Consider the following 18,699-nt stretch of genomic DNA (forward strand, 5'->3'; position numbering starts at 1 on the left):
AGGAAACCGCGATCTTGAACCTGCGTTCGCTGATCGTCGCCGTATTGGTGGTGTTGGCGGGATGCGCCACGCCTGAGCGTGCCCCGGTGGTGGCGCCGGTTGTGGTGGTGTCCGAGAGCACATGGCGACAGGTGGATCGCGAAATCGTCGTGGCGTCGCAATCGGCCACCGAGCAGACCCGAATCTATGCGCGCGGCGCCATGGATTATTGGCGAACACGGGTTTACCAACTCACCGAAGAGAACTTCATCCCCTGGTTCAGCAGTTACTGGACCCAGGAATGGCTGTCGATGAAAGTCAGCTGGTACACCATCAGCGCCAAGGGCGAGCAGGACGCCTCGGCCAAGCGCCTGGCGGGCTATTTGCTGGAACAATACCAACAACGCGTACTGGCGCCGGTCGCGGTGGAGATTGATCCCGATGCGATTCTCGGCCTGGCCACCGCGTTCTACGTCGATATTCTTCAGGAAGCGCTGCAGAAAACCTCCCAGCGTCACGGCATACCGATGGCCCAGCTCAACGGCCGAATCCAGAAAATCCCGGCCATCGCCCTCGGGCCGCCGCCGGCGCGCAATGCCTCGCTGTATCAAGTCGTGCACACGGCGCCGCTGGACAGCTTGCCGGCCTATGCCGCGCTGATCGACAAGATCCACAAGGCGGGTGGCGACAAGGGCGTGGGCTCGACCGACACCGCCATGGCGCCCGTGGCCAAGCGCGCCAGTCAGCGCATGGAGGCCGAAATGGCCCCCCGCGGTGCGGCCAGCGCCGTGGCGGCTGCTGCCGGGAAACTCGCGGGCGGGTTGATTACCGTCGGTGTGGCCGGGATTCGCGCGCTGATTCAGGCCGCCGACCGGCCTGACAGCGAAGCGCTGATTCGCAGCAGCCTGGGCAACACGTTCGATAAGGCCTGGATGCAGTTGGTGAAAAATCCGACGACCGGCGTGATGGCGGGGACTTTGTACATAGCGGGGCAGGTCGAGGGCAATTTGGCGGCGAGCGCCGAACCGCCGGTCGGCCAGGATCCGGCCACTGTCGAATGGACTCCGAGCCAGTCGACTAACCAGCAGATCGACCCTCAACCCCCCGCAGGAGAATGACCATGTCTTATGTCGATGGCTGTGTGATTGCTGTACCGACCGCCAACCGCGAGCAATTCAAGAAGCACGCCGAAATCACCAGCGCGATTTTCAAGGAGAACGGCGCCTTGAGCATTGTTGAATGTTGGGGTGACGACGTGCCGGACGGCAAAGTGACCTCGTTTCCGATGGCGGTAAAACTCAGGGAAGACGAAACCGTGGTGTTTTCCTGGATCATCTGGCCAGACAAGTCGACCCGCAATGCCGGCATGCAGAAAATGATGGCCGACCCGCGCATGCAACCGGACGTCAATTCAATGCCGTTCGATGGTCAGCGCATGATCTTCGGCGGCTTCAACATCATCTATCAGTCCTGACGCGAACCGTCGGATCACTCCGCGCTCGGGGTGATCCGGCAACTCTTGCGATTACGGATCTCGTTATCCGTCGGCCGCTCCCTGACGAACTCGAAACGCGGCTCACCTTCGCTATAGTGAACCAGCCAGCCCCATTCCAGCTCGGATTCATCCTGCCCCGGTTGTGGCGGCATTGCCCACCATGGCTCTTTGCTGATGATCTCCCGCATGGCCCCCTCCCATTGTTTTCGGTTGGTTCAACTATAACGTGCATGTCAGGAGGTGCCAGGCATGAGCGACGAATTCCGTGAACCGTTCAAGCGGCTGTTTTTCGCGCTGAGCTGCCCGCCAGAGCAACGCCGGGCCATCGCCCAGTGGCGCAACGCGCTGCAACTGCGCAGCGGGCGCCCGGTGCCGGCGGACAACTTTCACCTGACGCTGCTGTTTTTGGGCGCGGTCGGTGTGGCGCAGATCGGCGAGATCTGCACAGCTGCCGCAAAGGTGCGCGTGCCGGGAGAGCCGTTGCGGCTGGTGCTTGATCGACTGGATGTCTGGCGCCGGGCCGGGGTGTTGGTGCTCGCACCCGAGCAGGCGCCGCCTGAGCTTTTGCGCTTGGTCTATGCGCTGGAGCAGGCAATGTTGCCGTTTGGGTTTGAGGATGCGCCGAAGGAGTTTCGCCCGCATTTGACGTTGATGCGCGACTATCGGATGCCGGTGCCCGAGTCTGCCGCTGCGCCTGAATTTTTCCTGCGTGCTGATCGATTCGTGCTGTTTGAATCGCATAAGGGGCGTTATCGGGCGTTGGCCGAATGGCCGCTCGTTCCTGCATAAAAAAAGGCGCCCGAGGAGGGCGCCTGAATTCACCTAAACCGAGGAAGCCAGGTGAGGCCGTTCTGCTTCAATAGCGTGCAGCGGTGGTAAGGCGCTGCGGGAACGGAAAACTGTAAAGCTGATGATCGTTCCCACGCTCCGCGTGGAAATGCAGCCCGGGGCAAGCCCGGCTCCCACAGGGTTGGCGTCGTAGACAAATCTGTGTACCAGCACGGAACCTTGTGGGAGCCGGGCTTGCCCGCGATGGCTATCTCAAATTCAGCGATTATTTGCCGAGCTTCACCTTGGTCCAGCCACGGGTCATGATCCGCTGGATGGCAATCGGCTGGTCGGGAATGGCATACAGTGTCGCCATCACCGCTTCCGGCGGATAGGAGCCCGGTTCGTTGCGGATCGCTTCATCCACCAACGGCGTGGCGGCCGCGTTGGCGTTGCTGTAGCCGATGTTGTTGGTGATGTCGGCAATCACGTCCGGACGCATCAGGAAGTTCATGAACAGGTAGGCGTTCTCAACGTTGGCGGCATCACGCGGCATGGCGACCATATCGTAGAAACTGCCAGCGCCTTCTTTCGGGATGTTGTAGTTGATCTTCACCTTGTCGCCAGCTTCCTCGGCGCGGGCCTTGGCCTGCAGCACGTCGCCGGAGTAACCGACGGCCACGCAGATGTTGCCGTTGGCCAGGTCCGAGATGTACTTCGAGGAATGGAAGTACGCCACCGACGGGCGAATTTTCATGAACAGCGCTTCGGCCTCCGCGATGTGCGCCTTGTCCTGATCGTTCACCGGGTAACCCAGGTAGTGCAGGGCGGCCGGGATCATCTCGGTCGGCGAATCGAGGAAGCTGATGCCGCAGGCTTTCAGTTTTTCAGCGTTTTCCGGTTTGAACAGCAAGTCCCAGGAGTTGGTCGGGGCGTTGGCGCCGAGCACTTCCTTGACCTTGGTCGGGTTAAAGCCGATACCGATCGAGCCCCACATGTACGGGAAGGCATGACTGTTGTCGGGGTCGCTGGCGGCGGCGTTTTTCAGCAGCACCGGGTTGAGGTTTTTCCAGTTTGGCAGCTTCGATTTGTCGAGCGTCTGGTACACCCCGGCCTTGATCTGCTTGGCCAGAAAACTGTTGGACGGCACGACGAGGTCGTAGCCGGATTTGCCCGCGAGCAGGCGTGCTTCAAGGGTTTCATTGCTGTCGAACACATCGTAGGTCACGCGGATGCCAGTCTCGTCTTCGAACTTCTTGACGGTGTCCGGGGCGATGTAGTCCGACCAGTTGTAGACGCGCAGTACCTTGTCATTGGCCTGGGCGCCGGTAGCCATTGCGCCCAATAAGGACAGTGTCAGCAGAGTCCTGCCAAGCATTTTCATCGGTACAACTCCATTTCTTTTTTATTCAAATACGCAAAACAGTTGCAGTCATGGCACACCCCTTGTAGCAGCTGGCGAAGCCTGCGTTCGGCTGCGAAGCAGTCGTGAGTTCAGACACTGCGGTTCTATCAGGAAGATTGAATTCACAGGTTTTACGACTACTTCGTAGCCGAACGCAGGCTTCGCCAGCTGCTACAAAGTGTGGGTGCAGCAGACCCTTAGGCCACTGCTCCAGCCATTTGCTTTTCAGGTTGTTGCCAGGATTCGCTGGCGGTCTGGTCCATCGCTTCCTGGATCGCACGCTTACGGGTGGCTTCGGCGCGGCGGCTGAAGTACCAGACCATGAAAGTCACGATCGAGACGGCCAACAGGATCAAACTGGCTACGGCGTTGATCTCGGGTTTCACGCCCAGACGTACCGCCGAGAACACTTCCATCGGCAAGGTCGTCGAACCCGGCCCGGAGACGAAGCTCGCCAATACCAGGTCATCCAGCGACAGGGCAAACGACATCATGCCGCCGGCTGCCAACGAGGGCGCGATCATCGGAATGGTGATCAGGAAAAACACCTTTAATGGCTTGGCACCGAGGTCCATGGCCGCTTCTTCGATGGACAGGTCCAGCTCGCGCAAGCGGGCGGAGACTACCACCGCGACATAAGCGGCACAAAACGTGGTGTGCGCGATCCAGATGGTGACGATGCCGCGTTCCTGCGGCCAACCGATCAACTGCGCCATGGCCACGAACAGCAGCAACAACGACAGACCGGTGATCACTTCCGGCATCACCAGCGGCGCCGTTACCAGGCCGCCGAACAGCGTGCGGCCCTTGAAGCGGGTCACGCGGGTCAGCACAAACGCCGCCAGCGTGCCCAGCGCCACCGCCGCAATCGCGGTGTAGCAGGCGATTTCCAGCGAGCGCACCACCGAGCCCATCAGTTGCGTGTTGTCCAGCAAACCGGCGTACCACTTGAACGACCAGCCACCCCACACCGTCACCAGTTTGGAGGCGTTGAACGAGTAGATCACCAGAATCAGCATCGGCAGGTAGATAAACGACAGGCCGAAAATCAGCATGAACTTTGAAAATCCGAAGCGTTTCATCCCCGACTCTCCATCTCTTTGGCCTGGCTACGGTTGAACAGCAGAATCGGCACAATCAGGATCAGCAACATCACCACCGCCAGGGCAGACGCCACCGGCCAATCGCGGTTGTTGAAGAACTCTTGCCACAGCACGCGACCGATCATCAGGGTTTCCGGGCCGCCCAGCAGTTCCGGAATCACGAACTCACCGACCACCGGAATGAACACCAGCATGCAACCGGCGATGATGCCGTTCTTGGCCAGCGGCACGGTGATTTTCCAGAAACTGTTGAAGGTGCTCGAGCCCAGGTCCGACGCTGCTTCCAGCAAGCTCTGATCGTGTTTGACCAGGTTGGCGTACAGCGGCAGGATCATGAACGGCAGATACGCATACACCACACCGATGTAGACGGCGGTGTTGGTGTTGAGGATCTCGATCGGGTGCGACGTCAGGCCGGTCCACATCAGAAACGCGTTGAGCAAACCGTTGTTGCTGAGGATGCCCATCCACGCATAAACGCGGATCAGGATCGCTGTCCAGGTCGGCATCATGATCAGCAGCATCAGGACGTTTTGCGCTTCCTTGCTGGCCTTGGTGATCGCGTAGGCCATCGGGAAACCGAGGACCAGGCACATCAGCGTGCTGAAAAACGCGACCTTCAACGAACCGAGGTAAGCCGAGAGGTACAGCTCATCGTCGGTCAGCAGCAGGTAGTTGCCAACGTTCAAGAACAGCTGGAATTTCTGTTCGGCGTAGGTGTAGATCTCGGAGTAAGGAGGAATGGCCAGCGCCGCTTCCGAGAAGCTGATCTTCATCACCAGGAAGAACGGCAACAGGAAAAACAGGCACAGCCACAAGAATGGAATCCCGATGACGAGCTTTCGACCACTCGGCATCAGCCGCATAAACCGCTGATTGAGTGTTTTCATGAGCGCAGTACCACGCCGCTGTCGTCTTCCCACCACACATAGACCTTGTCGTCCCAGGTCGGACGCGCGCCACGGCGTTCGGCGTTGGCCATGAACGACTGGACGATCTTGCCGCCAGGCAGCTCCACGTAAAACACCGAGTGACCGCCGAGGTAGGCGATGTCGTGGACCTTGCCTTGCGACCAGTTGTAGCGAGTGTCCGGCTTGATCGTGCTGACCAGCATTTTTTCCGGGCGGATGGCGTAGGTGATCGACTTGTCCTGCACCGAGGTGCTGACGCCGTGGCCAACGTAAATCTTGTTTTCAAGGTCCGGACTGTGAATGATCGCGTGACCTTCAAGGTCTTCTACAACCGTGCCATCGAAGGCGTTCACGTTGCCGATGAACTCGCAGACCATGCGGCTGACCGGTGCTTCATAGATGTCGACCGGGCTGCCGATTTGCGCAATCCAGCCCAGGTGCATGATCGCGATGCGCTCGGCCATGGTCATGGCCTCTTCCTGGTCGTGGGTCACCATCACGCACGTCACGCCGACGCGCTCGATGATTTCAACCAGCTCAAGTTGCATCTGCGAACGCAGCTTTTTATCCAGTGCGCCCATTGGCTCGTCGAGCAGCAACAGCTTCGGTCGCTTGGCCAGCGAGCGCGCCAGTGCCACACGCTGACGTTGACCGCCGGACAGTTGATGCGGTTTGCGCTTGGCGTACTGGGTCATGTGCACCAGTCGCAGCATTTCTTCAACGCGGGCGTCGATTTCGCTGGCGGGCAAACGGTCCTGCTTGAGGCCGAAGGCGATGTTCTGGGCCACGGTCATGTGCGGGAACAAGGCGTAGGACTGGAACATCATGTTGATCGGCCGCTCGTACGGCGGCATGTCGGTGATGTCGACACCGTCAAGCATGATCCGGCCTTCGGTGGGACGTTCGAAACCGGCGAGCATGCGCAGCAGCGTCGATTTACCCGAGCCGGAGCCGCCGAGCAGGGCGAAGATTTCGCCTTGATGAATCTCCAGCGAAACATCGTCCACTGCGATGGTTTCGTCGAACTTCTTGGTGACGCGGTCGACTTTCACCAACACCTTTTTCGGTGCCTGGTGACCTTCAAGAGCCTTCCTGTAAATGCTGGAGGCGTTTGCCATGTGAAACTCCCAACAGGTTTCAGTCGTCGGGCCAACGCGGCCTGACTTAATAGTGGATTGCTAGCCTGAGCCGGGTACGGTCCCTGTAGGAGCCGAGCTTGCTCGCGATGAGGCCCCGGCAGCCGACATCAATGTTGAATGTTCGGTCGCCATCGCGAGCAAGCTCGGCTCCTACAGGGTTACCCGTTCCGGCTGGGCTTATTCGGCGCCGCCGTCCTGGCTGCCTGGTAGTACTTGTTGTTATCGCAGTGTGTTGCTGTCGCGAGGGACGGGCGCGCAAGGGCACGCCCGACTGGCTCGCGGGGGCAGTAAATAGATGTTCAATGTTTTAAGTCAGCGGTTTTTACGCAGCGCGGCCCGTCGCCGGCACGCATCGCCGAACGCCTGGAAAATACTCAGGTAGGGCGGGTTCGACAGCACCTGCCATTCCGGATGCCACTGCACGCCGACGGCAAAGGTCGGGCTGTGCTCCACCGAAATCGCCTCGATCAAACCGTCCGGCGCAATCGCTTCGGCACGCAGACCGGGCGCCAGTCGGTCGATGCCTTGGCTGTGAATCGAATTGACCATGAACCCGGCCGGCAACTCCAGCGCCTCGAACACGCCACCCGGTTGCACGGTGACCGCATGCGCCGGTGCGTATTGCACCGCCAGCTCCGGGCTGTCCGCCTCGCGGTGATCGAGCATGCCGGGCACCTCGTGGACCTTCTGGTGCAGGCTGCCACCAAACGCCACGTTCATTTCCTGGAAGCCCCGGCAGATGCCGAGCACCGGCACGCCAGCCGCAATGGCCGCACGCAATAAAGGAAGGGTTGTGGCGTCCCGCGCCGGATCGTGATCCGTGCCGGGAGCGCTGGCCGGGCCTTGATAGTGGAAAGGCTCCACATTCGAGGGCGAGCCGGTCAGCAACAGACCGTCGAGATGCGCGAGCATATCCTCGATTTCAGTCAGTTCGCCTAAGGAAGGAATGACCACAGGCAGCCCCAAAGCCGCGACGCTGACAGCACGCAAGTACTTGTCGCCGCTGATGTGGTAGGGGTGCAGGCCAATCTGTTTGACGCACGCAGTAACGCCGATCAATGGCTTGAATGCCATTTTTATCACCTCGAAGTTTCACACTTGAACGAGCTTTTCCGGAGCTTAGCCTTGTTGATTTTAATTAACAACTCTCATGTAAAAAATTCTAAACGCCGTACGTCCGAACCTCAGCGTTTACACGGTGCGCAAGACTCATTTAGGACTCTCGTGCCCAAAAAAGGCCCGAAAATAAAGGTTGAAAGGCCAAGTGTTCGCTATTGACTTCACTTTGCCGTTCGGGTTGACTGGGCTCGTGAAAGGGTAGTGAACATAATAATTAACAGCTAAAAAATAGGTGCATCATGTCGGTCCCTCTGCGTGCCGTTCAACTCAACGAAGCAAACGCATTCCTTAAGAAATATCCTGAGGTTTTGTACGTCGACCTTCTGATTGCGGATATGAACGGTGTGGTGCGCGGCAAGCGCATCGAGCGCACCAGTCTTCATAAGGTCTACGAAAAAGGCATTAACCTGCCGGCGTCCCTGTTTGCTCTGGACATCAACGGTTCTACGGTGGAAAGCACCGGCCTGGGTCTGGACATCGGCGACTCTGACCGAATCTGTTTCCCCATTCCTGGCACCCTCAGCATCGAGCCTTGGCAGAAGCGCCCGACCGCGCAACTGTTGATGACCATGCATGAACTGGAAGGCGAGCCGTTCTTCGCCGACCCGCGTGAAGTGTTGGCCAATATCGTGCGCAAGTTCGACGACATGGGCCTGACCATCTGCGCTGCGTTCGAACTCGAGTTCTATCTGATCGACCAGGACAACGTGAACGGCCGTCCGCAATCGCCGCGCTCACCGGTGTCCGGCAAGCGTCCGGTGTCGACCCAGGTGTACCTGATCGACGACCTCGACGAATACGTCGACTGCCTGCAAGACATCCTCGAAGGCGCGAAAGAGCAGGGCATCCCTGCTGACGCCATCGTCAAGGAAAGCGCCCCGGCGCAGTTCGAAGTGAACCTGCATCACGTCAACGACCCGATCAAAGCCTGCGACTACGCGGTGTTGCTCAAGCGTCTGGTGAAGAACATCGCCTACGACCACGAGATGGACACCACGTTTATGGCCAAGCCGTATCCGGGTCAGGCAGGCAACGGTCTGCACGTGCACATTTCGATTCTCGACAAAGAAGGCAACAACATCTTTGCCAGCGAGGATCCCGAGCAGAACGCCGCGCTGCGACACGCGATCGGCGGTGTGCTCGAGACCCTGCCGGCGCAGATGGCGTTCCTCTGCCCGAACGTCAACTCGTACCGTCGTTTCGGCGCGCAGTTCTACGTGCCGAACTCCCCGAGCTGGGGCATCGACAACCGTACCGTAGCAGTGCGTGTGCCAACCGGTTCGCCGGACTCGGTACGCATCGAGCATCGTGTTGCGGGTGCCGACGCCAACCCGTACCTGTTGATGGCCTCGGTTTTGGCGGGTATTCACCACGGCCTGACCAACCAGATCGAACCGGGCGCACCGGTAGAAGGCAACAGCTACGAGCAAAACGAGCAGAGCCTGCCGAACAACCTGCGCGATGCCCTGCGCGAGCTGGACGACAGCGAAGTCATGGCCAAATACATCGACCCGCTGTACATCGACGTGTTCGTGGCGTGCAAGGAAAGCGAGCTGGCCGAGTTCGAGAACTCCATCTCCGACCTTGAGTACAACTGGTACTTGCACACCGTCTGATGGACTTGAGCGGTGGGTTAATTACCTTCGATTTTAATGGTGATTTCCCGCCGTACCCTCCTTGTAGGAGCCGAGCTTGCTCGCGATAGCGGCGGCACATTCAACATCAATGTCGCCTGATGCGCCGCTATCGCGAGCAAGCTCGGCTCCTACACTCCTCTACGTCGAGTCACAACCATGACAAACACTCGCAGCGACTGGGAGCAACGCTTCCAGTCCCTAACCATTGAAAGCCGTGCGTTCATCGACGGCCAATACGCCCCGGCACTCAGCGGCGATACCTTTGAATGCACGAGCCCGGTCGACGGTCGCTTCCTGGCCAACGTCGCCAGCACCGACGAAGCCGACGCCAATGCGGCCGTCGCCGTCGCGCGCCGCACGTTCGAATCCGGCATCTGGGCCAACCTCGCCCCGGCCGAGCGCAAGCGCATCCTGATTCGTTTCGCCGACCTGATCCTGGCCAACCAGGAAGAACTCGCCCTGCTCGAAACCCTCGACATGGGCAAGCCGATCAACGACTCGATGAACATCGACATCCCGGCGACCGCCAACGCGATCCGCTGGAGCGCCGAAGCCATCGACAAGATCTACGACGAAGTCGCCGCCACCCCGCACGATCAACTGGGCCTCATCACCCGTGAACCGGCGGGTGTGGTCGCGGCCATCGTGCCGTGGAATTTCCCGTTGATCATGGCCAGCTGGAAGTTCGCCCCGGCCCTGGCGGCTGGCAACTCGTTCATCCTCAAGCCTTCGGAAAAGTCTCCGCTGACTGCGATCCGCATCGCTCAGCTCGCGCTGGACGCCGGCATCCCGAAAGGCGTGTTCAACGTGCTGCCGGGCTTCGGTCACACCGTCGGCAAGGCACTGGCGTTGCACATGGACGTCGACGTGCTGGCCTTCACTGGCTCGACCGCGATTGCCAAGCAACTGATGATCTACGCCGGGCAAAGCAACATGAAACGCGTGTGGCTCGAAGCCGGGGGCAAGAGCCCGAACGTGGTGTTCGCCGACGCGCCGGACCTGCGCGCGGCAGCCCAAGCGGCGGCCGGTGCGATTGCCTTCAACCAGGGCGAAGTCTGCACCGCCGGCTCGCGCTTGCTGGTCGAGCGTTCGATCCGCGAGCAGTTCATTCCGCTGCTGGTGGAAGCCTTGCAAGCCTGGAAACCGGGCCATGCACTGGACCCTGAAACCACCGTCGGTGCGGTCGTCGATCAGCGTCAATTGGACAACGTCTTGCGTTACATCCAGGTCGGCAAAGACCAGGGCGCGCAACTGATCGCGGGCGGCAGCCGCACCCTCGAAAGCACCGGCGGCCTGTACGTGGAACCGGCGATTTTCGACGGAGTGACCAACGCCATGACCATCGCCCGTGAAGAAATTTTCGGCCCGGTGCTGTCGCTGATCACCTTCGACACCGCTGAAGAAGCCCTGGCCATCGCCAACGACAGCATCTTCGGCCTGGCCGCCGGCGTCTGGACCAGCAACCTGAGCAAGGCTCACACCTTCGCTCGCGGCTTGCGTGCCGGCAGCGTCTGGGTCAACCAATACGACGGCGGCGACATGACCGCGCCGTTCGGCGGGTACAAGCAGTCGGGTAACGGTCGGGACAAATCGCTGCACGCGTTCGACAAGTACACCGAACTCAAAGCGACCTGGATCAAGCTCTAACACCTATAAAAAAAGCGACGGTCGCCGGCACGCTGCCGGCGGTCATCGGAGAAACTTATGAAACAAAGCTCTGATAAACAAAATCATGTAAACAGCTACTACGCCGCCACTCGCAACTTCAAGGGCGACTTCCCGGTATTGGAAGGTGCGGTGGACTGCGACGTCTGCATCATCGGCGCAGGCTACACCGGTTTGTCCTCGGCGCTGTTCCTCGCCGAAGCCGGCTACAGCGTCACCGTACTGGAAGCCGCCAAAGTCGGTTTCGGCGCCAGCGGTCGCAACGGCGGTCAACTGGTCAACTCTTATAGCCGCGACGTCGATGTCATCGAAGAACGCTACGGCGACAAGACGGCTGAAATCCTTGGCAGCATGATTTTCGAAGGCGCCGACATCATCCGTCAGCGCATACAACACTACGACATCCAGTGCGACTACCGTCCGGGCGGCATCTTCGCCGCGATGAACAAGAAGCAACTCAATGGCCTGGCCGAGCAGAAGAAGAGCTGGGAGCGCTACGGCAACAAGAACCTGAAAATGCTCGACAAGGCCGACATCAAGCGCGAAGTCGGGTCCGACGCCTACGTCGGCGGCCTGCTGGACATGCAGGGCGGCCACATTCACCCGCTGAACCTGGCCCTCGGCGAAGCGTCGGCCATCATCGGCCTGGGCGGCAAAATCTACGAACAATCGGCGGCGGTGGAAATCACCTACGGCGAACCGATCACCGTGCGCACCGCCAAAGGCGTGGTGAAGGCCAAGTACCTGCTGATCGCCGGTAACGCCTACCTGCCGCAAGGCCTCGACAACCGCGTGACCAGCAAAAGCATGCCGTGCGGCTCGCAAATCGTCGTCACCGAACCGTTGTCGGAGCAGCAAGCGCGCAGCCTGATCAAAAACAATTACTGCGTCGAAGACTGCAACTACCTGCTCGACTACTACCGCCTCACCGCCGACAACCGTCTGCTGTACGGTGGCGGCGTGGTCTACGGCGCGCGCGAACCGGATGACATCGAACAACTGATCAAGCCGAAAATCCTCAAGACCTTCCCGCAATTGAAGGACGTGAAGATCGACTACCGCTGGACCGGCAACTTCCTGCTGACCATGTCGCGTATGCCGCAATTCGGCCGCATCGAGAAAAACGCCTACTACATGCAAGGCTACAGCGGCCACGGCGTCACCTGCTCGCACCTGGCCGGCAAACTGATCTCGGAAATGATCCGCGGCGACGCCGAACGCTTCGATGCGTTCGCTTCGCTGCCACACATGCCAATGATCGGCGGCCGCACCTTCTCGGCCCCATTGACCGCCCTCGGTGCCGTGTACTACTCGCTGCGCGACCGTTTCGGCATCTAAACCCGCCGCAATCCCTGTAGGAGCCGAGCTTGCTCGCGATGGCGGTGTATCAGCCTCCGTCGATGTGACTGACACACCGCCATCGCGAGCAAGCTCGGCTCCTACAGGAGATCTATGGCATACACAAAATTTGTACACGACCAGAACCAAACTGTGAGAGCGTGCCTGCTCGCGAAGAGGCCATATCAGCCAGCATCGATATCGCCTGACACACCACTACCCTGTAGGAGCCGAGCTTGCTCGCGATGAGGCCATCCCCGTCGCCATCAATGCCAGCTGACACACAGCAACCGCCCCTACAGTTTTCACAGCCAAACCCCCTGATATCAGGTCAAAACAACCTTTTTAACTAACCATTTATCGAACCTGCTGAGCAACACGAACAAACGTGATTTAATACCCGCCTTTCAAATTTCCGGGACAGGGAAGCGGTGTTTTTCGCGGCCAAAAGTCGCCCGCCATCCACCCCCATTACCCCTTAAGTAATTCACGCATAAGGCTGTCATGGACACGGGCTCAAGACTCAAATTAGTACGCGAAAGCTACAAAATGTCCCAGCGCGAGCTGGCCCGGCGTAGCGGCGTCACCAATGCCACCATCTCCCTGATCGAACAGAATCGCGTCAGTCCCTCCGTCAGCTCCCTGAAAAAACTGCTCGAGGGCATCCCCATGTCCTTGGCGGACTTCTTCACCTTCGACCAGCCCCCGCGTGAGCATCAATACGTGTTCCGCGCCAACGAACAGCCGGACCTCGGTCGCCATGGCCTGCGATTGCTGCTGATTGGCGCTTCGGTGCCGAGTCGGCAGATGCGCTTGCTGCGCGAGCAATACGCGCCTGGGGCAAGTTCGGGGGAAGAGCCGATTGTGCACTCGGAAGGGGAAGAGTGTGGGCTCGTAACCCGTGGCACGGTTGAACTGACCGTGGATGGCCAGATCAGCGTGCTCAACGCGGGCGACGGCTACTACTTCCCGACAACCCTGCCGCACAAGTTTCGCAATATTGGCCAGGATGAAGCGGAAATCATCAGCGCCAACACCCCGGCAAACTTCTAACCTCAAAACGGACGCAACCTTGTAGCAGCTGCCGAAGGCTGCGTCCGCATTCAACACCCATGCTGAATGGAAGCAGCTGCTTCAGCGTTTATCTAAAGAAATGGACTTCACCTCATGACCACACCCCGCATCCGCCCCCTCGCACTCTGCATCTTCCATCACGATGGCAAGATCCTGCTCAGCGAAGCCCACGACCCCATCAAAAACCGCCCATTCTTCCGCCCAATCGGCGGTGGAATCGAGTTTGGCGAAACCAGTGCCCAAGCCATTGTCCGCGAAGTTCAGGAAGAACTTGGTTTGGCTATTACTGATGTCCGCTTGCTCGGGACGCTTGAAAACATCTTTACCTACGCCGGCAGGCCGGGGCATGAAATTGTTCAGGTTTACGATGCGAAGTTTGTGGATGTTAGTGCTTATGAGTTGCCGTATTTGGACGGTCAGGAAACCGATGGCGCGACGTTCACTGCGAAGTGGCTGGCGTGGGAGGGCTTTACTGATGACGCGCCGTTGGTGCCGGATGGGCTCTACGATCTACTTAAAAAGGTCGCATTGCTGAATTGATCTCTGTGGCTGTTTGTTGGCGAGGTGCATATGTGGTGGGACGTTATTGTTATAGTGTTAAAAGTAATATTTGTTATATGGATGGCTTCATATATTTTCCGGCCTTTTCTTCCTTGTTGGTATAACAATTTTGCTGAGATAATCGGTTATAGATTGCTCGGTGTAATACTTGCTGTTCCTGTTTTTGTCCGAAATGCTTGGGTTGTTTCATCATCCATAATGTATTACTTGGGTATGTTCTCAATTCTCGGGTTACTTTTCGCGGGTGCATTCCTTTTTGGGTATACGCTGCTGTTAGAGTTAGGCGTGAGCATTCCCGGCCTGTGGCCCTGCTATTCTATTTTAAGCAGAATTGCGCAGAACAAAACCGCCTGGGCTGGCGCCACTACAGTCATTGCTACAACAGTCGCAATCGGTCATATGCAGAATCTCAGATTAACATCAACTAAATTTTATGAAGAAATGAAAAAGTTTGAAAGGGAGGAACGGGAAGCTAGAGAAAAGCAAAGGCAAGAGCGTAAAAGCAAATCTCTTTACTAGTGGAAATTATGAAAGATTTATTTAATTAATAGATCTGTCACCTTTGATTGCGATTGGGGGATTCTGCCATGTATGAAACAGATTATGAAAAACCCGCAGTAATGCGGGTTTTAGTTCCTCTGATTTGCTGCCGGCTCTATCTGGCACTCGGTGAGCCGTACAATCATTGCTTCATGGATCACACTGGTTATGCAGGTTGTGATCGCCGATATACGAGCAGCTACCGACCTTCTTGGCATTGCTGAGTTCACGCTGGTCATGGTCGCTGATGTGGGTGCAACTAATGTCGTCGATCTTCGTCTGGCAGCTTTTTGCCTGCTGTTATAGCTAAGGGTAATGGGTTTTTTTGTGGTTATGCTTGAATGATCTTATTACCTGTCATATTTTACAGGTGTGGAGTGTGTTTTATTTAATTAGTCTGAATGGGCTGAAATGAGAGTGCTCATTTATAAATAAAACAGGATGTCGTTTATGGCCAGTAATAAAACGATTGAAAAAAATGATGTTCGGCTACTAGGTTCGTCATCGAGTGATGACTGGGAGGCTCAATTTGAAATTGAGTTGTCTGACAGGGATTTTGCTGTAGCTACCAGTAAAGTTAAAGTTAATGGCCGTTTTACTGCTTCCGGTCAACGATATTTTTATGGGTTTAATCCAGAGGATGCGCCGAATCATTGGGTGTTTCGCTTGGACTTTGGACACGTAAATTTTAAACCAAGTGTTGATTATAAGGTTGGTTCGGGAGGTTTTAGCGCGCTTTTGATCCAAGGCGGCAGTGAAATGATAAGTGGAGGTCAGTTTGTCGAAGGTACAATGCGATTAAAAGAAGTGGATTTCGAAAAAGGCATAGTAAAAGGGGAGTTTATTAATGTAAGAACCGAAGGGGGGCGCCCTGATGGCACAGAAATGGACCCTGCATATGCGAGAGCTATTAGTTTCGGAACCAAACTCGAAAGGGTAGGGGCTCAGAGTTAGAGAAATATAAATGGCGACAGATCTATTTTTATAGATAGATCTGTCGCCATTTTTTACTATTTTAGTGGAGAAGGTGCGAATTATATTTAATAAATAGATCTGTCACCTTTTTTGTGGAAATGCGGTTACTTACCTTTGGGCGCATCAAATCCACGCTGCTCAATCACCCGAAACACATCACTCACATCCTGGACCATGATCCGGGCGATGTTGGTGACGGTGTTGATGTCGTTTTCGGCGTAGTCGGGGAGGCTGGTGCAGGCCATCAGGTTTAGGTATTTGAGGACGGCGTTGAGGCGTTCGCTGAGGCAGTTGTGGAGTTCGCGTAGCGGGGCGTCGTTGTCGATGAGCAGGACGGGGTAGTCGGTGGCGAATTGGGACATGGGGGTGAAGCGGCGTGGCGGATTGTTCGTAGACATAAAGATGAGCTCTTCAAAGGATTATGTAGCCACCTTTCTGCTGCGAAACAAATAGGTGGCAGCTATGTGTGGGTTCGCAGACCGGAGAAGAGACAAAAGCCGGCAGACCCGAAGGTCTCCCACACACAGCCGCCATAAAACGTAACGGCGGCAAAGTTTGCCACAGTTGTCATTTAGCGGTGCGTCATCTTCTTCAGGGCTGCGAAACCCTATCGCTGACTGCGGTCAGCGACGGCTCGAATATAGGCGTCGATTTTGGTGGCTGCAAACGGGGTTGTAGGACGCAAACTCGAGTTTTTAGCGGGTGGCTGCGATTGAATGCAGTTGGGTCGCGGGCGTGAAATCAAAGGATGTTTAGTGTCAGGTGAACCGTGTGTACTGGTTTACGGCTGCTGCGCAGCCGGACGCAGGCTTCGCCAGCTGCTACAGGGTTTTGGGTTGTTTAAAAGTTTGGTGAAAAATGGGGCGGCTTCACTGCTCAGCGGGAGCAAGCTCCCTCGTCACAGGGGGCGGTTTCCTACATGTTTTTCGGATGGCCCGAAACGACAAAGCCCCGAATCGTTGGGGCTTTGTGCAATTACCAAAATCGATGTTGCGGATCGTTCGACGTCATTGTCGGTCCTGCGGCGAATGCGCGTTGTGTTCGGTGTTTTTCGGGCCGAACGCTGCCCATGCCAGGACCCCAATCATCGGCACGAACACGATCACCACGATCCACAAGAGTTTGTTGCTCGATTTGCCGTCGGCTTTGCGGACTCTGTTGATTGCCCATAGCTCGATCAGTAGAAGAACTGCCGTAAGTACTATCCAGGTTGTTTCGAATTGCATGGGTCACCCTCCTGATGGTCATGCAGTTAGGTGAGTGATGGTGGGCAGGGTTCATTAATTTTTGGGGTTTTGTGGTTTAGGCATGAGCGGGGTTGCTCGCGATGGTGGTCTGTCAGGTCATTCAATTTTACCTGGCCTTCCGCATTCGCGGGCAAGCCCGCTCCCACATGGAGTTGCAGGGTTAGTTAGATCGAGGTGGCCAGTTTTCCGGTGGCGAGGCGGCGTTTGTAAGCGGTGTCGCGGTTGGCGAGCCAGTAGTAGAGCGGCGAGGTGATCAGCAGGCCGACCAACCAGGACAAATCAGCCCCATTGATGTGCTCCGAAATCGGCCCGACATACAGCGGCGTATTCATGAACGGAATCTGCACCACAATCCCGATCGCGTACGCCAACAACGCCTGTGGGTTGTACCGCCCGTAAATCCCGCCATCGACCTTGAAGATCGAATCAATGTCGTAATGACCTTTGTGAATCGCATAGAAGTCGATCAGGTTGATTGCGGTCCACGGCACCAGCACTACGAGCAGCACCAGCACCATGTCGACGAAGTGGCCGATGAAGTTGGCGGAGGCGCCGACGGCGGCGAAGCAGCAGGCGGCGAGGATCAATACCGAGAGCACGGCGCGGCTTTTTGCGGTGGGGATCCAGCGGTAGGCGAAGGTTTGCACCAGGGTGATCAGCGACAGCACGGCGCCGTAGAGGTTGAGGGCGTTGTGGCTGATGACGCTGAGCAAAAACAGCACGAGCATCAGCGGGCCGATGGAGCCGGTGGCGAGTTTGACGGCGTCCATGGTGTCCATCCCGACGGGCGTGGCGAGGACGGCGACGGCGCCGAAGATGAACGAGAGGCTGGAGCCGAGCACGGTGCCCAGGTAAGTGGTCCAGAACGTGGCGGCCACGGGCACGTTGGCCGGCAGGTAGCGCGAGTAGTCGGAGACGTACGGCGCGAAGGCGATTTGCCAGAGCGCGGCGAGGGACACGGTGGCGAGCCAGCCGGACAGGTTGAAGCTGCCACGGGTGAGGAAGTCGGCAGTCTGCACGTGGGTGAAGATGTAGCCGAAACCGAGCACGATGCCGGCGCCGAGCACCCAGGTGCCGATGCGGTTGAGCACGTGGATGAAGCGGTAGCCGATGATGCCGATGATGCCGGAACCGAGGGCACCGATGACGATGCCGACCGGCACCGGAACGCTGTCGACTACACCGTGCAGGGACTTGCCGGCGAGGACGATGTTGGAGGCGAAGAAGCCGATGTACATGACGCCGGCGATCAGCACCACCAGCAGTGCGCCGAGGGAGCCGAATTGGGCGCGGCTCTGGATCATTTGCGGGATGCCCATCTGCGGGCCTTGCGCCGAGTGCAGCGCCATCAGCACGCCGCCGACCAGGTGGCCGACGAGGATGGCGACGATGCCCCACACCAGGTTCAGGTGAAACATTTGCACGCCGAGGGCGCCGGTGACGATGGGCAACGGCGCGATGTTGCCGCCGAACCAGAGGGTGAACAGGTCGCGGGTTTTGCCGTGGCGATCTTCGGGCGGCACGTAGCCGATGGTGTGTTTTTCAATGAGCGGGGCGGTGGTGGTTGCAGCGGTAACCATGACGGACTCCAAGGCAATTTTGAGTACGTGGACGTACTTCGGTGAGCGCCGCACAGGGCGACGCTTTTCTTGTTGGAGTTGATGATGTGCGGTGGGTGGCGAGAGATAAATTAGTAAGATTGTGGGTATAGACGTTAAAAAATGTATGCCGGTTGGTCGCTAG

Annotated in this window: 20 protein-coding genes; 11 read left to right on the top strand and 9 right to left on the bottom strand. The window is 57.7% G+C overall.

Translation table 11 applies throughout. The features are described from left to right. Positions 1-14 precede the first annotated feature (14 nt). Positions 15-1,097, top strand: coding sequence for a hypothetical protein (locus LOY55_RS12560; protein WP_109784587.1), 1,083 nt, complete (start codon positions 15-17; stop codon positions 1,095-1,097). Positions 1,098-1,099: 2 nt separating this feature from the next. Beyond that, positions 1,100-1,453: a DUF1428 domain-containing protein gene (locus tag LOY55_RS12565; protein ID WP_109784588.1), complete on the top strand. Its 354-nt coding sequence runs from the start codon at positions 1,100-1,102 to the stop codon at positions 1,451-1,453. Positions 1,454-1,467: 14 nt separating this feature from the next. Here the strand turns inward: LOY55_RS12565 and LOY55_RS12570 are convergent, their stop codons facing one another. Continuing rightward, entirely contained in the window at positions 1,468-1,662 is a 195-nt protein-coding gene (locus LOY55_RS12570) for a hypothetical protein (RefSeq protein WP_046027717.1), read from the bottom strand. 61 nt (positions 1,663-1,723) lie between these two features. Between LOY55_RS12570 and thpR the strand changes: the two genes are divergently transcribed. Continuing rightward, the gene (thpR, locus tag LOY55_RS12575) at positions 1,724-2,263 is read left to right on the top strand and encodes an RNA 2',3'-cyclic phosphodiesterase (RefSeq protein WP_046027715.1); all 540 of its coding nucleotides are present in this window, start codon (positions 1,724-1,726) and stop codon (positions 2,261-2,263) included. 265 nt (positions 2,264-2,528) lie between these two features. Here thpR and LOY55_RS12580 read toward each other — a convergent pair whose 3' ends face one another. The 5 genes from LOY55_RS12580 to LOY55_RS12600 all read right to left on the bottom strand — a co-directional run bounded on the left by LOY55_RS12580 (position 2,529) and on the right by LOY55_RS12600 (position 7,874). After that, complete coding sequence (locus LOY55_RS12580; RefSeq protein WP_258668003.1) at positions 2,529-3,626, bottom strand: polyamine ABC transporter substrate-binding protein; 1,098 nt, start codon at positions 3,624-3,626, stop codon at positions 2,529-2,531. Between the two features lie 218 nt (positions 3,627-3,844). Continuing rightward, positions 3,845-4,729, bottom strand: coding sequence for an ABC transporter permease subunit (locus LOY55_RS12585; RefSeq protein WP_109784591.1), 885 nt, complete (start codon positions 4,727-4,729; stop codon positions 3,845-3,847). Beyond that, positions 4,726-5,607 (bottom strand): ABC transporter permease subunit, encoded by an 882-nt coding sequence (locus tag LOY55_RS12590; RefSeq protein ID WP_175649006.1) that lies wholly within the window; start codon positions 5,605-5,607, stop codon positions 4,726-4,728. The genes LOY55_RS12585 and LOY55_RS12590 overlap by 4 nt, the downstream gene beginning before the upstream one ends. Before the next feature lie 29 nt (positions 5,608-5,636). Next, positions 5,637-6,779: a polyamine ABC transporter ATP-binding protein gene (gene potA / locus LOY55_RS12595; RefSeq protein ID WP_046027706.1), complete on the bottom strand. Its 1,143-nt coding sequence runs from the start codon at positions 6,777-6,779 to the stop codon at positions 5,637-5,639. A 333-nt stretch (positions 6,780-7,112) separates the two neighbouring features. Continuing rightward, the gene (locus LOY55_RS12600; protein WP_046027705.1) at positions 7,113-7,874 is read right to left on the bottom strand and encodes a gamma-glutamyl-gamma-aminobutyrate hydrolase family protein; all 762 of its coding nucleotides are present in this window, start codon (positions 7,872-7,874) and stop codon (positions 7,113-7,115) included. Between the two features lie 284 nt (positions 7,875-8,158). On the opposite strand from LOY55_RS12600, the gene LOY55_RS12605 reads away from it, so the two are divergent. The 8 genes from LOY55_RS12605 (at position 8,159) to LOY55_RS12640 (ending at position 15,688) form a co-directional block, all read left to right on the top strand. After that, positions 8,159-9,535 (top strand): glutamine synthetase family protein, encoded by a 1,377-nt coding sequence (locus tag LOY55_RS12605; protein ID WP_046027704.1) that lies wholly within the window; start codon positions 8,159-8,161, stop codon positions 9,533-9,535. A gap of 177 nt (positions 9,536-9,712) precedes the next feature. Beyond that, positions 9,713-11,203, top strand: a complete 1,491-nt coding sequence (locus tag LOY55_RS12610) for an aldehyde dehydrogenase (protein WP_109784594.1) — start codon at positions 9,713-9,715, stop codon at positions 11,201-11,203. A gap of 57 nt (positions 11,204-11,260) precedes the next feature. Beyond that, complete coding sequence (locus LOY55_RS12615) at positions 11,261-12,559, top strand: FAD-binding oxidoreductase (RefSeq protein ID WP_046027698.1); 1,299 nt, start codon at positions 11,261-11,263, stop codon at positions 12,557-12,559. A 504-nt stretch (positions 12,560-13,063) separates the two neighbouring features. Further along, positions 13,064-13,612 carry a cupin domain-containing protein gene (locus LOY55_RS12620; RefSeq protein ID WP_046027697.1) on the top strand — a complete coding sequence of 183 codons (549 nt, stop codon included), beginning with the start codon at positions 13,064-13,066 and terminating at the stop codon, positions 13,610-13,612. A gap of 114 nt (positions 13,613-13,726) precedes the next feature. After that, entirely contained in the window at positions 13,727-14,173 is a 447-nt protein-coding gene (locus tag LOY55_RS12625) for an NUDIX hydrolase (protein ID WP_109784596.1), read from the top strand. A 30-nt stretch (positions 14,174-14,203) separates the two neighbouring features. Then, positions 14,204-14,713, top strand: a complete 510-nt coding sequence (locus LOY55_RS12630; RefSeq protein WP_223524590.1) for a hypothetical protein — start codon at positions 14,204-14,206, stop codon at positions 14,711-14,713. 189 nt (positions 14,714-14,902) lie between these two features. Continuing rightward, positions 14,903-15,040, top strand: a complete 138-nt coding sequence (locus tag LOY55_RS12635) for a hypothetical protein (protein ID WP_158283911.1) — start codon at positions 14,903-14,905, stop codon at positions 15,038-15,040. A 144-nt stretch (positions 15,041-15,184) separates the two neighbouring features. Next, positions 15,185-15,688, top strand: coding sequence for a hypothetical protein (locus tag LOY55_RS12640; RefSeq protein WP_109784598.1), 504 nt, complete (start codon positions 15,185-15,187; stop codon positions 15,686-15,688). A gap of 125 nt (positions 15,689-15,813) precedes the next feature. On the opposite strand, the gene LOY55_RS12645 is transcribed toward LOY55_RS12640, so the two are convergent. The 3 genes from LOY55_RS12645 to LOY55_RS12655 all read right to left on the bottom strand — a co-directional run bounded on the left by LOY55_RS12645 (position 15,814) and on the right by LOY55_RS12655 (position 18,536). Beyond that, a complete protein-coding gene (locus tag LOY55_RS12645; RefSeq protein ID WP_109784599.1) occupies positions 15,814-16,107 on the bottom strand; it encodes a fructose-bisphosphate aldolase in 294 nt (97 codons plus the stop codon). A gap of 609 nt (positions 16,108-16,716) precedes the next feature. After that, positions 16,717-16,935 carry a PLD nuclease N-terminal domain-containing protein gene (locus LOY55_RS12650; RefSeq protein WP_109784600.1) on the bottom strand — a complete coding sequence of 73 codons (219 nt, stop codon included), beginning with the start codon at positions 16,933-16,935 and terminating at the stop codon, positions 16,717-16,719. Between the two features lie 185 nt (positions 16,936-17,120). Beyond that, entirely contained in the window at positions 17,121-18,536 is a 1,416-nt protein-coding gene (locus LOY55_RS12655) for a cytosine permease (protein WP_109784601.1), read from the bottom strand. Between the last annotated feature and the right edge of the window lie 163 nt (positions 18,537-18,699).

Origin of the sequence: Pseudomonas sp. B21-040 (assembly GCF_024748695.1) — a bacterium.
Classification (GTDB): Bacteria; Pseudomonadota; Gammaproteobacteria; order Pseudomonadales; family Pseudomonadaceae; genus Aquipseudomonas.

Coding starts and splice junctions, on each gene's coding strand:
- LOY55_RS12635 (WP_158283911.1), top strand. CDS start 14,903: ATGCAGGTTGTGATCGCCGATATACGAGCAGCTACCGACCTTCTTGGC.
- LOY55_RS12650 (WP_109784600.1), bottom strand. CDS start 16,935: ATGCAATTCGAAACAACCTGGATAGTACTTACGGCAGTTCTTCTACTG.
- LOY55_RS12590 (WP_175649006.1), bottom strand. CDS start 5,607: ATGCCGAGTGGTCGAAAGCTCGTCATCGGGATTCCATTCTTGTGGCTG.
- LOY55_RS12625 (WP_109784596.1), top strand. CDS start 13,727: ATGACCACACCCCGCATCCGCCCCCTCGCACTCTGCATCTTCCATCAC.
- LOY55_RS12640 (WP_109784598.1), top strand. CDS start 15,185: ATGGCCAGTAATAAAACGATTGAAAAAAATGATGTTCGGCTACTAGGT.
- thpR (WP_046027715.1), top strand. CDS start 1,724: ATGAGCGACGAATTCCGTGAACCGTTCAAGCGGCTGTTTTTCGCGCTG.
- potA (WP_046027706.1), bottom strand. CDS start 6,779: ATGGCAAACGCCTCCAGCATTTACAGGAAGGCTCTTGAAGGTCACCAG.
- LOY55_RS12570 (WP_046027717.1), bottom strand. CDS start 1,662: ATGCGGGAGATCATCAGCAAAGAGCCATGGTGGGCAATGCCGCCACAA.
- LOY55_RS12600 (WP_046027705.1), bottom strand. CDS start 7,874: ATGGCATTCAAGCCATTGATCGGCGTTACTGCGTGCGTCAAACAGATT.
- LOY55_RS12565 (WP_109784588.1), top strand. CDS start 1,100: ATGTCTTATGTCGATGGCTGTGTGATTGCTGTACCGACCGCCAACCGC.
- LOY55_RS12615 (WP_046027698.1), top strand. CDS start 11,261: ATGAAACAAAGCTCTGATAAACAAAATCATGTAAACAGCTACTACGCC.
- LOY55_RS12630 (WP_223524590.1), top strand. CDS start 14,204: ATGTGGTGGGACGTTATTGTTATAGTGTTAAAAGTAATATTTGTTATA.
- LOY55_RS12655 (WP_109784601.1), bottom strand. CDS start 18,536: ATGGTTACCGCTGCAACCACCACCGCCCCGCTCATTGAAAAACACACC.
- LOY55_RS12585 (WP_109784591.1), bottom strand. CDS start 4,729: ATGAAACGCTTCGGATTTTCAAAGTTCATGCTGATTTTCGGCCTGTCG.
- LOY55_RS12580 (WP_258668003.1), bottom strand. CDS start 3,626: ATGAAAATGCTTGGCAGGACTCTGCTGACACTGTCCTTATTGGGCGCA.
- LOY55_RS12610 (WP_109784594.1), top strand. CDS start 9,713: ATGACAAACACTCGCAGCGACTGGGAGCAACGCTTCCAGTCCCTAACC.
- LOY55_RS12620 (WP_046027697.1), top strand. CDS start 13,064: ATGGACACGGGCTCAAGACTCAAATTAGTACGCGAAAGCTACAAAATG.
- LOY55_RS12605 (WP_046027704.1), top strand. CDS start 8,159: ATGTCGGTCCCTCTGCGTGCCGTTCAACTCAACGAAGCAAACGCATTC.
- LOY55_RS12645 (WP_109784599.1), bottom strand. CDS start 16,107: ATGTCTACGAACAATCCGCCACGCCGCTTCACCCCCATGTCCCAATTC.